Here is a 13,917-nt window from a genome sequence, read left to right as displayed (position 1 = left end):
AACTATTGCATAGTGCCAGCATGGACAGTAGATTGGTCATACGCCCAAGGCGATTGTCCAATCAACTCGACGAAGGTGGTTTGCGGTGGTAACAGCGGCTGAACAGGGCCGGGAAACCCGAGCCCGATTGATGGTGGCTGCCACCGAACTGATCGCCGAACACGGCTGGGGTGCGGTGACCACCCGGATGGTGGCCGAGCGCGCCGGGCTGCGCCCGGGCCTGGTGCACTACCACTTCACGTCGGTGAATGATCTGTTGATCGAGGCTTCATTGCAGACCGCGCGCACCGAATACGACAACGTCATGACAGGGGTGCTCGCGGCATCCGGACCGGCCGCGATGCGCCAGATCCTCACCGCGATCAGTTCCTACACCTCGACGGATCCGGCCACGGTTGCCATGAGCGAGATGATGCTCGCCGCTACCAGGCACGAGCACCTGCGCCGCGAACTCGGCCGGTTCGTTGCCGAGGCCAGGGCCGCGCTGACCGAATGGTTCCGCGATCAGCAGATCGTGACCGACCCGGAGGCAACGGCAGCTGTGGTGCTGGCCCTGATCGATGGCCTGATCCTGCACCGACTGATCGACCCCGCGCTGGGATCGATCGATGTGACCGGCCCATTGCTGCGCGCGGCCGGGCTGACCGAACCCATTGCGAGCGAAGGGAACTCCGGTGACCATCCACACGAAAACGAGCGCAACGAGGGCTGAGCGGCCTCGCGGCGGCGTCACCCTGCGCGGAGTGCACAAGACCTACGGCGCGGGCGAAGCGGCGGTGCATGCCCTCACCGATATCGACCTCGATATCGAATCGGGCGAGTTGGTAGCGGTGCTCGGTGCCAGCGGGTCCGGCAAGACCACCCTGCTGAACGTCATCGGCGGCATCGAGAGCGCCGACGGCGGGTCGATAGTCGTTGCCGGTCAAGATATTTCGCGAACCCATCCGGCCGCACTCGGTGGCTTCCGGCGGGCGCATGTCGGATTCGTATTCCAGTTCTTCAATCTGATCTCCAGCCTCACCGCACGTGAGAACGTCGAGGTCATCATGGAATTGACCGGTCGCGGCGACCGCAATGAGGTGCCGAAACTACTGGCGGCGGTCGGTTTGTCCGACCGAGCCGAGCACTTCCCGGCCCAACTGTCCGGCGGTCAGCAGCAGCGGGTCTCGATCGCGCGGGCCCTGGCGACCGACCCGGACCTCCTGCTGGCCGACGAACCGACCGGCGCATTGGATGTCGCCACCGGCCGCGGCGTCCTCGAATTGCTGCAACAGACCAGCCGGGCCGGGCGCGGCGTCGTCATGGTCACACACAACGAGGTGGCCGCCGCGATCGCCGACCGAGTCGTACGAATGCGCGACGGCCGGATCATCGCAAGCGAAATCAATGCCGAGCCCGCCGACGCGGCGACCATTCGGTGGTGAGGGCCGATGTCGAACCGGGTGCTCGTCCGCAAGATAGGACGCGACCTGCGGCGACGTGCGGCGCAGGTGGCCGCTATCGCCGTCACCGTATTACTCGGAGTATTGCTGTTCGTCGCGAGCTACGACTCGTTCCGCAATCTCGAAACCTCCTATAGGCAAACCTACGAGCGGTTGCATCTGGCCGACTTCACGGCCCGTGGTGGTGATCCGGCGGCGATTGCCGCCGCGGTCCGAGACGCCGATGGTGTGGCACGAATCGTGACGCGCACCCAGGCCGATGTGCCGATGTCGATCGGCGGGACCGAGCTGGTCGGCCGGATCACCGGCGACACCGCTGGTATCGACGAAATCGAGCTGACCGCAGGCAGTCTGCCCGATCCCGCGCACCCCGATCAGGTAGTCGTCGAACACCATGCCGCCCGGACCTTCGACCTGACCGTCGGCAGTCGACTGCGAATCTTCGACGGAACCGACTGGCGGCAGGTGAGCGTCAGCGGCGTGGCCCGATCCGCGGAATATCTCTGGCCCGCGCGCAGCCGCCAGGACATCATCGGTGATCCGCATGCGTTCGCGGTCGTCTTCGCACCGCAGGCGGCGGCGTTGCGGCTGTCCGGACAGCCCGGTCCGAATCAGACCCTGCTCGAAATGTCGCCCACCGCAACCCCATCGGAGCGCGATCGAATCATCGAGGTGCTGCGGTCGGCCGGTGCGGCCGCCGTCGAACCGCGGCGCGAGCAGCCGTCCAATGCCGCACTGCACCAAGACCTGAACGGATTCTCCGAAATCGCCATCGGCTTTCCGGCACTATTTCTCATAGCCGCTGCCATCGCGGAATATGTGCTGATCACCCGCCTGGTGCAAGCCGAGCGCCCGATCATCGGGACACTGCTGGCGATGGGTGCCCGCCGGCGAACGGTGGTCGGTCACTATGTCGGCTACGGTGTCGCCGTCACCGGAGTCGGCGCGCTGCTCGGCGTGCTCAGTGGATTCGTGGTCACCTCCGCGGTGACCGCGGCCTACACCCGGCAGATCGGCATCCCCGATACCGTTGTCGAACACCGGGTCGCCACGGCCGTCATCGGTTTCGCGCTCGGGCTACTCACCGGCGTCATCGCTGCCCTGGTCCCCGCGATCGCCGCGGCCCGCATCGCACCGGCAGCGGCGATGCGCGGTGATGGTGACGGTCCGGCACCGGCCCGATGGTTCGCACGTTGGGACCGGCTACCCGTCGTCGTGCGAATGGCGTTGCGTTCGTTGACCCGAGGCCGACGACGCACCTTCGCGACCATGACCGGAACCGTTCTCGCCCTGATACTGATCCTCGCCTCCGTCGGGATGCTCACCAGCATGCGTGCCATGCTGAAGGTCCAATTCGGGCAGGTCCAACAGGAAGACGCGACGGTGCTCGTCGCGCCGGGAACCGCGGATCTGCTGGCACGGCTGCGCGCGGTCTCTGGCGTGGCCGTGGTGGAGCCGGGCACGATGACACCCGTCACGGTCGCCGCGAACGGCAACTCGTACTCGACGAGGCTCACCGGCCTGCCCCCGAACACCACTATGCACGGGTTCCGCAATCCGGACGGCGGCAGCCAGCAGTTGCCCGAGGACGGTGTACTGGCGGGTGCACCGCTGGCCGAGAAGCTGGGCGTCCGTCTCGGCGATATCCTCACCGTGACAACGCCTTTCGGCACCGCACAACAGCAGCGCCTCGCCGGATTCGTCGACGAACCACTCGGCACATCCCTCTACGCGACCAACGCCACCGCCCACGCACTGGGCGGGCTCGGCACGACCGGATACCTGCTCCGGTTCGACCCGGGAGGCGATCGAAATGCCTTGCGCACCAACATAACCGATTTACCAGGCGTGATCGCCTATACCGACACCCACGCGCTGGAAAACCAGGTCGACAAGTTCCTCGGACTGCTCTGGATATTCATCGCCGTGATGCTCATCCTCGGCGCCACGCTCGCATTCACCGTGATCTACGTGACCATGACGGTAAACCTCGCCGAACGGATCACCGAACTGGCCACACTGCGCGCCGCAGGCGTCTCGGTGCGCCGACTCACCGCGGCGCTCGCTATCGAAAATCTCACCGCCACACTGCTCGCGGTGCCGCTCGGGCTGACGGCGGGCATCGCCACTGCCTGGGCGTTCCTGCGCTCGTTCACCAGCGATATGTTCGATATCGATCTCGTCATCGGCGCGCTGCCGCCCCTGCTGGCTGTCGCGGCGGTAGTCACCGCCGCGGCACTGTCGCAGCTGCCCGCGGGTCGGCTGATACAACGCATAGACGTCGCCCGCGTGGTCCGTGAGCGGGCACAGTAGCACTGTGGGCGAGCGAAGGACTACCGGCCGCCGAGCCAGCGACGACTCAGGATTCAGGATCCGACCAGGCATAACGCCGTGCCCGGCGCTTGCTTCAACAGGAAGCCAGCGAAGGTGCGTGCGAGCAGACGCGATCTCGGATACCAAGCGTCGGTGCTCTCAATTCAGCCGAGCGCCGACCCCGGCCATCGGCGGGGCCCAGCCGGGCCGCGGCGAATTGCCTTGCCTAGGCGGCGTCGGTGTGTTCGTCGCTGTTCGTTTGGCCCCGCTCAACGCCTGGTCGGTGAGAACCGTATCGGAGATGTGGCCGCGAGCCACGCGGAGCATCTGTTGATCCGCCGGATTACGCAATACGTCGTTGACGCTGGTCAAGACCAGCTCCGCCTGCCTGCTTCCGATCTCGCCCAACATCCGCCTTGCGGCGAGGGCGTCACTTGCGAATGGACCACCGGCCAATGGTCCCGACGTGGCGGTGCCGCCACCGGCGACTGTTTGCAGAGCCCGGGCCACATCCTCGGTGGGTGTGCCCAGGTATGCGTTGACGAATTGCTCCTCGTCCGTGGTGAGGGTGACGCCTGCGGGCGCCGAACGCCGATACCGGAATGCGGCGGCCTGCAAAGTGGCGAGATCCGCGGCGACTTCGCCGGGAGAACTGCCACCGTCGATGAGTCGAAGCGACGAGTCCTGGACACGTTGGACTGCCGCCACCACGCGCCCCAGATGGTTATTGCCGAGCGTCCAGCCCTTGGAGTTGTCATCGACGATCGACCACGAGCGAATGGCGTTGAACATGATGTCCTGGTCGGTGAATCCGGCGGCGAGCAAGGCCGCCGGTGCATCGGTGATCTTCCCGCCGATATCCACCAGCCCCTGCAACGCCGCGGCCGCACCGCGAACGGTATTGATGCCGCCATTAGGCGCGGCGAGCGCGGCCTCCCTGGCAGCCCGCGCGAATACGGGCCGGTGCACGTAGGCCTGGGCATAGGAGCCCTCGGGGCCACCCACGCCTGGTGCACCCCAGAATCCCCATTGGCCTATTTGCGCCTGACGCTCCATGCGGGAAAACGGCCGCAACGGTGAACGGGTGCGACCCCACAGCCATTCGGTCGCAGGCGAATTACTGACCGTACTGAAGGCGGCGAGCGCAGGCAGCATGCCCATACGCATGGAATGCGCCGCTCCGGCCGCTCCCATACCCAGTGCGGTCGCGCCGCCGCCCGAACCGCGTGCGCCGCCCCCGCTGCCCTGCACGGCCAGTGCGAACCGATTCGCGATCCATTCGTTGCCGTGGTCCAGACTCTTACTGAGGCGTTTGAGCTGAAGGATCGCCACGATTTCGAAGATCGCGCCGATGATGAACACCACCATGACCTGATCACCGGCGAGCTTGAACAGGTCCCCGAGGATCAGCACATAAATGCCGAGAAAGATGGTGTAGACGGTCATGCGCGCCGCGGCGACGAAGCTGTCGACGACATTGCGGATCAGGAACGTCTGGGTAGGTCCGTACACGAATCCACCTGCGGCGAAACCGAATATCGACATCAAGCCGTGGTAGATCGTGTCGAGCGCCGCGCGGATCACCTTGATCGCCAGCACAGCCCCGAAGGCGAGCAGGATCGCCCCGGCCAGCAGCAGCAATAGGCCGGTGCCGATCTGCTCGAAATTCGGGTTCTCCATCGATTCCTTCGCCGAGCTGTCCCCGCAGGCGCTGATCCCCGTTTTCACCCGTTCTTCGCTGCGCGCTGCGACACCTGCCGACCATGCGGCCCGGCACGAGGCCTGTTCGTCGACTACATGCCCGAAGTTCCAGACTTGCAGGGGACGACGGGCGAAGTTGTCGGTCAGCGTGCCCTGCATGGTCGCCACCATGTGGTGCGGATCGACATTGTTATCGCCGTTCAACCCGGCCGCGACCGAAATGCCGAGATCGCGGCCTTTCGCGAGCAATCCGTCCGACGACAGCACATCGGCCAACGGCTCGGCGAGGAATATCGGTCCCAGCAATCCGACCATGAGCATGGTCACCACTTGCAGGGTGGCTTTGGAGTAGAGGCCGCGCACGACGAACCACGCGACGAAGAATGCGCCGATCGTCGCGGCGGTCACCAGCATGATCGGCGTCGCGATCTGTCCGGTCAGGCTGTGCGCCACACCGAGCAGTGCTTTCGAGAAGAGGTTCAGCCACTCGAAACTCGAGGCGTAGCCGATCAGCCAGATCGCGGTGATCACAATGATTTTCCAGCCCGCGAACTCCAAGCCGATCACCAGGGATATAGCGGTATTTCCCGGACTCAGCACGCCGCCGTGGTCGGTGGCGAACACATAGCTGGCGGCCTCGACGCCCGAGGAATCCGCGACGTGAGTCCAGCCGAGCGCACTGCCCACCGACGACCCCGCGGTGCGGGTGCCGCTTTCGGCCGTTGCCGAGGCCGTGGCACCGAGCAGACCGGGGAAGACGACCAGAACGAAAACAGTGAGCAGGACACCGACCGTCCAGCGGCGCCGCCGCGTCGCACGGATCCACCTACGACACCGCAGCAGTACCGCGGGCAACCGCCATCGATCCGGATCCCAGTAGTCGGATCTCCAGTTGTTCACTACTACAACCTGATTCGTTTCCGCGCACCCGAATCGCAGGCACGGCATGGCCAGACGAGCATCGAAGCGGACAAACCCTCGGAGCTGCTCAACAGTCTCCGGAAACGACCACTCGACGCTAACTACGCACCGTGAACGACCCCCCTCGGATCAGTGAACAGCGCACAGCGAAACTGCGTGAGCCCGTTGGCTTTTCGTCTTCACCGCGACTGCGGCTGTTCACCGTTTGTTCGCCCCGCGCGGTCGCGGAAGATTCGCGCTGGCCGCTACCTCGTCATCGGCAGCTGCCGCGATAGGGGTGCCTATGGTCCTGCTCGATCGAGCACACCGACACCACGAAATAGGCTGTAGCCCAGCCATTTCCAGAAATGGCGACCAAATCTATCCGGTCTGTCACCGCACGGACCGGTGGCCGTATCGAGGAATCGCAGCGGTTGCCCACCCATCGCTGCGACCGCGAGTACGTATGGTCGCGAAAATCATCGGATCTCCCGATGTATACAGACCCTAGAGTGGATCCGGGTTGGCGAACCGGGACTTCGGGTCCTCGATGATCACTTCGGGTTCGGCGGACGGGCCGAGGGGCGGACGCTCGGCAACCACCGGAAATTGGCCGGTGTGGTGTTGGCGGATAAGGGCAATTCGCAATACTCTTCGGCGAGCCAGGAACCAGCCCCCGATCAGCGCCGGGGCCATGATCACGAGCATGGCGAGCACGGCGATGCGCTGGACGATATCGCCGCTGGAGATCATCAGGATTACGATGGTGGCCAGGAAAAACAGAGTCGCCACATCGGTGTAGGGCGCGCCGGGTAGGCGCGAGGCCGGACGCCAAGCCAAACCGCGCCGCCACTCGCGCCAGAGTCGCAGATGACAGAGCACGACCGCGGTCCACGACACAATGGTGCCGAGGGCCGATACGTTCAGCACGATCTCGAAGGCCTTGTCCGGCACCACCGCATCCAGTCCGACCCCGACCAGAGCGATCGCGCCGGTCGCGAGGATGCCGACGTAGGGTACGCCCGACTGCGACATGCGCGACGCTACACCGGGAGCGCTGCCGTTCATCGACATCGAACGCAGAATCCTGCCGGTCGAGTACAACCCCGCGTTGAGACTGGAGAAGGCAGCGGTGAGCACGATCAGATTCATGATCGAACCGGCCGCTGGCACGCCGATTTTCGCGAAGAATGTAACGAATGGACTTTCGCCGGCCCGAAAGACCATATAGGGCAAGAGCAATCCGAGAAGTATCAGTGAGCCGACGTAGAACAGTCCGATGCGGACGATGACCGAGTTGATCGACCGCGGCATGATCGTCTCCGGATGTTCCGCCTCACCGGCCGCGATGCCAACCAGTTCAACTGCGGCATAGGCGAATACGACACCGGTAGTGACCGTGACCAGTGGCAGCACACCGCTCGGGAACAAGCCACCGTGCTGGCTGATCACCTCGACACCGGTCTGTGCGCCCTGAATTGTGAAGCGGCCAGCCAGGAAAATAGTGCCGACGATCAGAAAGCCGACCAGGGCAACGACTTTGACCAGCGCGACCCAGAACTCCAGTTCACCGAACCAGCGCACCGAGATCAGATTGGTACTCACCACCGCGATCAGCGCGATGAGCGCGATCACCCACTGCGGGACGACCTCGAACGCGCCCCAATAGCGCACATAGGTGGCGATGGCGGTGATATCGACGATCCCGGTCATGCACCAGTGGAAGAAGTAGGTCCACCCGACCGCGAAAGCCAGCTTCTCGCCATAGAACTCGCGCGCATAGGAGACGAACGATCCGGCGGAGGGCCGATGCAGCACCAGTTCGCCGAGCGCGCGCAGGATGAAGAAGACGAATACCCCACATACGGCATATACCAGGAATAATCCCGGTCCGGCACTGGCGAGTCGCCCGCCGGCACCGAGAAATAGCCCGGTGCCGATCACCCCGCCGATCGCGATCATCTGCACTTGGCGCGCGCGAAGCGATCTGCGATAACCGACATCCTCGGCATGTAGCGCATCTGCGAGCGCCGATAACTCAACTGGTCCCCGAACTGCGATCACGACTCGGCCTTCCAGTGCGGGAAGTCATGTCGCGGAAGAATGTACCGTTATTTAGCGGCACATTCAATGCGTTTCATTTGAAGCTTCAACGGGTACCCTGGCGGCCCCGATCATCCCTGAGACTCCCGGCCGACCGGGTTCGTGCAGCTGCACAAAGACCGAGCTCGAGCCTCTGCATCATGCTAATAGCCCCGCGCCGCCAATTGCGGTGAGCTGATTCCAGCAAGCCGAACCCATGATCGGCTGGCGGATCAATGGAGATTCGGAGGATGTGGTGAAGCGATCTCGACGGCGGCTCGCGGTGCTCGCGGTAGCGGCGGGTCTGACGGTGGCGGCGGGCCTGGCGATGAGCGGTGTCGGGGTGGCGGCCGCCGAGCCGGCATTCCCGCCGAATTTCCCGCCGGAACAAAATCAGCTGCCGCAGTTGCCGACCGAGCCGCAGATCTATGATCTGTTGCCGATATCGTCGCCGGATCAGGACCCGTGGTACGACGATCCCGCGGATCTCGCGTCGTATCAGCCGGGCCAGATCGTGCGCAGCCGCGAAGTGCAGACGCGAGTGCTCGGCCTCCCCTTCCCGGTGTACACCGAGCAGTTGCTGTTCCGCTCGAACGATGCACACGACAATCCGATCGTCACCGCGACAACCGTTGTGGTACCAGGTATTCCGTGGCAGGGCAGCCCTCGGCCGGTGCTGTCCTTCCAGGAGGCGATCGACTCCACCGATTCCGCCTGCAATCCCTCACACACCATGCAGACCGGCACCATGAAGGAGTCGGCACTGGTGATCTATTGGCTGGCACAGGGTTTCGCGATCAACGTGCCGGACTTCGACGGAAAGTTCAATACCTTCAACACCTATGCCGAGGGCAAGATGGGCCTCGACAGCCTGCGTGCGCTGAAGAACGATCCAGCCCTCGGACTCACCGACTCCGGTATCGCGCTGTACGGATATTCCGGCGGCGGTTCGGGTTCCATTCGCGCGGCCGAGCTGCGGGCGAGCTACGCACCCGATGTGCGGCTGCTCGGCACCAGCATCGGCGGCACACCCGGCGACCTAGTGGCGCAGGCTCGGTACGCGACCCGAGCCCGGGCTCACCGGCACGAGTACCTTCACCATGTGGCTCGGCTTCGCCAGCCTGGCCCGGGAGTATCCGGACGTCTTCGACCCCGCCGATCTGCTGACCACCGAGGGACAGCAGATCATCAAGGATATCCAAAGTCGTTGCTACGCGACCATTGCGCTCACCGGTGTCTACCGACCCATCAGCGCCTACTACCAGCCCGGCAAGTCGCTGGAATCGTCCCTCGAGATCCTTCGGGTCCTGCAGGACAACAGCTTGGGCAAATACCTCCCGGATACACCGATCCTGTGGTGGCACGGCATGTGGGATGAACTGATTCCACCGTCGGTCGTGCTGCCGACCGTCCAAAGCTATTGGGAGCGTGGCGCGGATCTGCGCTTCTACACCGTTCCCGTCCCAGAGCACATCGTCAATGCCGTCACCGGCTGGCCGCCAGCAGCGGCGTGGACCAGCGCGGTGCTGCGCGGCCTGCCGCCGGGCCCGAAGCTCGAGGCGGATTACCAGCCGCTGCCACCCGGCTTTCCCGGAAGCTGAAACCGGCTGTGTCCGAACCGCTTGGTGAACGGGTTGATCTCGACGATGGCACTGACCAATTCGGGCGCCTCGGCCGCGGCAATGGTCGCCGCGCCACCGGACAGGGAGTGGCCGACGACATCGCAGCGATGCGGCCCTCCTCGAATGTCACGAACTCGGTCATTTTTCTTACCTTCCAGGCGTTTTCGAAAGGTCGCGTAAGGGGCGATGCGCTCGAATCGAACGCCGGAATACCCCCGACCGGATCGGTCGGATAGACAGCGGATTTCGTCGATCCCTGATCCGACCAGCCCCGACGGGCTGCCAGAGCGCCTCAGCGCGAGCTACCTCGCAGCTAGCGCGGCGGCTAAGATGTGATTGGCATCATATTTTTGGGTCGGGGCAACGATACCGAGGAGAACAATCATGTCCGGACTGGTGCAAAAGAGTTTCGACAAGCCCGAAGAGACCCGCTTGTTCGAGGATGGCAAGGGCAAACTCGACCTGGTCAATCTCGACGGCGGCCCGGTCGGTCGGGCGGTTTTCGAACCCGGTTGGCGGTGGTCGCAGCACGTCAAGCCGATCGCCCAGACCGACAGTTGCGAAGCGGCCCATATGGGCTACTGCCTCTCGGGGCGACTGATGGTCGCCATGAACGACGGCGAACAAATGGAATACGGCCCCGGCGACTTCATGATCGTCGCACCAGGACACGACGCCTGGGTCGTGGGCGATGAACCGTGCGTCATGCTCGACTGGCAGGGTGTCGCCGACTACGCCAAGCGGTGAGTGTTCAGTCCCAACTCGGCGCGGCGTCGTAGCGGCGGCGCATCTGGCGGCGGCGGTAGAACACCTCGTCCACCGAGAGCGTCGTGGTGGTCACCGGCGCCAGGCGGATGTTGAGGCCGAGTTCCCTGATGCGGTGCTCCAGATCGATGCGGCGCTCCGGCGGCAGGTTGGACCACATCGCTTCGAAGCGGCCCCGCACCGGCGGGTCGGCGGCGGCGATCAGGTCCAGCAGCAGCGGCCAGTCGTGCGCGTCGGTGGCGATACCGGGCAATGCCGACACCATCGCATCGTTCATCTGCGCGAGCAGCGCTATCATCCGGCGCTGGATCCCGGCGTCGGCGTATGCCATCAGGCTGAAGAGTCCGCGCCACAGGTCGGATTCGATGCGGCCCTCCAGGCTGCCGACGAGCCCGGCCAGCGCCGCGTCGTTCGCGATGATCGGATTCGCGGCCAGGGCGCCCATGGCCCACTTACTCAGCCGTCCGATGAAGGTCAACAGCTCCGGTGCCGCACCTGCCCGGAGATAGGTCGCGACCAGATTGCCGATCATTTCGGTGGACCCGACGCTGAGCAGAACATCACCAATCGACGCGGACAGATCGGCCTCACAGCGCGCGAACGTCGACAGCGCGGCCAACTGCAATCCCGTCGACCCGATGAGCACGGTGTGCACCATCCGCGGAATCCGCTGCCGCGGCCCAGCCAGCAGTTGACGAAAGATCGCGCTCACACCTGTGACGGAATAGGCATAAGCGGCGGAGAAGATCAGGCCCTCGTCATCGAGTACGCCCTGTTCGAAGGCCGCGCACAGGGTCGGTGTAGCGAAGGCGTCGAGGAACGGCCCTGCGGTGATGTAGTCCCTGCGGGCCAACATTTCGTTGAGAATCCGCACGATGGGTTCCGGTGGCGCGACCTCGGCGAGCTGCCCGACGGTGCGCGGATCCATATACGGGGCGCAGTCGGCCACATACGCGGGCGCGAGCATGGCAACCGTCTCGGCCGCCTTCTTCGGATGATCGACACCGACCGCGCCCGCCGCCCGACCCGTCATCATCGGCGGTACGAGGCGCTGCACCAGCGGCATCGAGATGCGCAGCGGAATGATCGGCACCAGTTTGCTGATCCGCTCGAACGTCTCGTTGTGCTGGTCGAAGATCAGGCCCGCCAGCCGTTCCTGGAGTTCATGCAGGTTCTCACTGCCCAACCGCTCCAGATGCGCGAGTCGCTCCACTGGCGCATGCAAAGTCCGTGACAGCAGGACGATCTGGGCCCCGGTTACCAGATCACTCATCAGCCGAGCCGGCTCCCGAACATGATCTTCTTCGTCACCGCCCGGAACGGCCGGGGCAGCGCGCCGACCATCTCGTCGACGGCCTCGATGAGCGCCGCCGTCTCGAGTTGCTTGGCCGCGCGGAACATCTCGAGCAGTTCGGCAGCCTCCTGTTCGGTGATCATGCCGGTTGCCGCCAGCGGCCCGCGTAGTTCGTGTTCTAGGTCGGTCCTGGCGGTCATAGGGCTACCCGTTTCTTCTTCTATCGCAATGTCGATCACTCGTGAAAGCCCCGAGCATAGGGGTCTCGGCGACCGGGCGGGGCAGTGCGTAAAGAATTCGTTATCCAAAGATCTTCATAACTTTTTTGAGAGGGATGGCTTCCTTTTTATTTGTGCCGCAAGACAACTCGGGTTTTGTTCTCAGTCACGGGAAGTTGCGCGTTCGGCTGTGTGCGCGCATCTGTTTGTATCTGGGCATGATGGATCGGTGTCGGCTCGCCAAGGTCCATTCCTGCCTCGAGAGCCACACATGCCCACGTCCGGCCTGACGCGCCGGTCGTTTCTCGGCGCGACGGGTATCGGCACCCTCGCGCTCACCGCCGCGTGTACTGGCTTCGCCACCACGGGAAGTGGCGGCATGCTCTTTCTCTCCACGCAATTCCGCCCAGCCGACGAGGCCGAGCGGTTCCGTAACCTGCTCGGCAAGACGGCGCCGGGCGTCAGCTATGTGACCATCGAGGAAAGTCCGTTCGCGAGTCAGGTGCGCAGCCAGGTCGGGGCGGGCTCGACGCAGGTCGGTCTGCTCGGCGGGTTGCACGGCGATATCGCGCCGCTTGCCGACGGCTACCTCGAGGATCTCACCGGTCTGCTCGTCGACCTCGGCAACCGCGGCTGGCCCGCCGCCTACCTACAGCTAGCACGGGCCAGTACCGACCGTACGTGGTATATCCCCTGGGCCACAGCCAGTTACGTCCTCGCCGCGCACGCCGACGCGCTACAACACCTGCCATCGGGCGCGAACGCCACGGCACTGACCTACGACCAGTTCCTCGACTGGGCGATCGCCGCACGCCGCGCCAATGGCAACCGACCGATGCTCGGCCTGCCCGCCGGGCCGAAAGGACTGTTGCATCGGTTCACCCAGGGGTATCTGCTGCCCTCGTTCACAGGCGGTCAGATCACCACCTTCCGCTCGGCCGAGGCCGTGACGGCCTGGCAATACTTCCGTGAACTGTGGGCCAACTGTGCACAGTCGAGTACGAATTACGACTTCATGCAGGAACCGCTGGCCAGCGGCGAAGTGCGCATGGCTTGGGATCATGTCGTGCGCCTGGTGCACGCGCCCGAGCATGACCCACAGCACTGGCGCATGCTGCCCGCACCGCGTGGCAAACACGGCCTTGGCTATATGGCCGTTGTCGCCGGGCTCGCGATTCCCAAGGGCAGCACCGATCCGGAACTCGCGCAGCGCACCATCAGCGCGCTGACCAAGCCGGAAACCCAGATCGAACTGCTGCGCTCCAATGGCTTTTTCCCTTCGGTCGACACCGCCATCCCGGACGATCTGCCCCCGGCGGTCGGGCTCGAGGCCGATGCCGTGCACCGGCAGCAGCAGGCACCGGGCGCGATCCTGTCGCTGCCGCCGGTCGGTCTCGGTCAGCGCGAGGGCGAAGTGAGCAAGGTGTTCAAGGACAGCTTCCGCTCGATTGTGTTGGACGGCGCCGATATTCGGTCCACCCTCGACCAGCAGGCCCGGGTGTTGCAGGGGATTCTCGACGAGCTGAAGGTGCCGTGCTGGGCACCCGATCCCGTCACCGACGTCTGCGGGGTGGGGTAGC

At 64.6% G+C, this 13,917-nt stretch carries 10 protein-coding genes and 1 pseudogene; 7 read left to right on the top strand and 4 right to left on the bottom strand.

What is annotated here, in order from left to right; genetic code table 11:
- The first annotated feature begins 85 nt into the window (after nt 1–85).
- The 3 genes from ACQP2U_RS07160 to ACQP2U_RS07150 are packed head-to-tail and all read left to right on the top strand — an operon-like array spanning nt 86 to nt 3,755.
- Nucleotides 86–712 (top strand): TetR/AcrR family transcriptional regulator, encoded by a 627-nt coding sequence (locus tag ACQP2U_RS07160; RefSeq protein ID WP_433713951.1) that lies wholly within the window; start codon nt 86–88, stop codon nt 710–712.
- Complete coding sequence (locus ACQP2U_RS07155; RefSeq protein ID WP_433713950.1) at nt 675–1,424, top strand: ABC transporter ATP-binding protein; 750 nt, start codon at nt 675–677, stop codon at nt 1,422–1,424. Before ACQP2U_RS07160 ends, ACQP2U_RS07155 begins: the two co-directional genes overlap by 38 nt.
- A 6-nt stretch (nt 1,425–1,430) precedes the next feature.
- Nucleotides 1,431–3,755, top strand: coding sequence for an FtsX-like permease family protein (locus ACQP2U_RS07150; RefSeq protein WP_433713949.1), 2,325 nt, complete (start codon nt 1,431–1,433; stop codon nt 3,753–3,755).
- A gap of 159 nt (nt 3,756–3,914) precedes the next feature.
- On the opposite strand, the gene ACQP2U_RS07145 is transcribed toward ACQP2U_RS07150, so the two are convergent.
- Together ACQP2U_RS07145 and ACQP2U_RS07140 are read right to left on the bottom strand one after the other, a co-directional pair.
- A complete protein-coding gene (locus ACQP2U_RS07145; RefSeq protein WP_433713948.1) occupies nt 3,915–6,356 on the bottom strand; it encodes a hypothetical protein in 2,442 nt (813 codons plus the stop codon).
- Nucleotides 6,357–6,863: 507 nt separating this feature from the next.
- Nucleotides 6,864–8,420 carry an amino acid permease gene (locus ACQP2U_RS07140; RefSeq protein ID WP_433713947.1) on the bottom strand — a complete coding sequence of 519 codons (1,557 nt, stop codon included), beginning with the start codon at nt 8,418–8,420 and terminating at the stop codon, nt 6,864–6,866.
- Nucleotides 8,421–8,655: 235 nt separating this feature from the next.
- On the opposite strand from ACQP2U_RS07140, the pseudogene ACQP2U_RS07135 reads away from it, so the two are divergent.
- From ACQP2U_RS07135 to ACQP2U_RS07125, 3 genes and pseudogenes are all read left to right on the top strand, one after another.
- Nucleotides 8,656–9,435, top strand: a pseudogene (locus ACQP2U_RS07135) (lipase family protein); the annotation flags it as partial.
- A gap of 103 nt (nt 9,436–9,538) precedes the next feature.
- Nucleotides 9,539–10,039 (top strand): lipase family protein, encoded by a 501-nt coding sequence (locus ACQP2U_RS07130; RefSeq protein WP_433713946.1) that lies wholly within the window; start codon nt 9,539–9,541, stop codon nt 10,037–10,039.
- Between the two features lie 405 nt (nt 10,040–10,444).
- Entirely contained in the window at nt 10,445–10,807 is a 363-nt protein-coding gene (locus tag ACQP2U_RS07125; RefSeq protein WP_433713945.1) for a cupin domain-containing protein, read from the top strand.
- Nucleotides 10,808–10,811: 4 nt separating this feature from the next.
- Here the strand turns inward: ACQP2U_RS07125 and ACQP2U_RS07120 are convergent, their stop codons facing one another.
- Both ACQP2U_RS07120 and ACQP2U_RS07115 read right to left on the bottom strand, forming a co-directional pair.
- A complete protein-coding gene (locus tag ACQP2U_RS07120; protein WP_433713944.1) occupies nt 10,812–12,098 on the bottom strand; it encodes a hypothetical protein in 1,287 nt (428 codons plus the stop codon).
- The gene (locus tag ACQP2U_RS07115) at nt 12,098–12,319 is read right to left on the bottom strand and encodes a hypothetical protein (protein ID WP_397035028.1); all 222 of its coding nucleotides are present in this window, start codon (nt 12,317–12,319) and stop codon (nt 12,098–12,100) included. Before ACQP2U_RS07115 ends, ACQP2U_RS07120 begins: the two co-directional genes overlap by 1 nt.
- Before the next feature lie 289 nt (nt 12,320–12,608).
- On the opposite strand from ACQP2U_RS07115, the gene ACQP2U_RS07110 reads away from it, so the two are divergent.
- Entirely contained in the window at nt 12,609–13,916 is a 1,308-nt protein-coding gene (locus ACQP2U_RS07110; protein WP_433713943.1) for an ABC transporter substrate-binding protein, read from the top strand.
- Nucleotide 13,917: the final 1 nt, after the last annotated feature.

It is taken from the genome of Nocardia sp. CA-084685, from assembly GCF_050955785.1.
GTDB lineage: Bacteria > Actinomycetota > Actinomycetes > Mycobacteriales > Mycobacteriaceae > Nocardia.
This window is presented reverse-complemented; position numbering and strand designations above follow the sequence as displayed.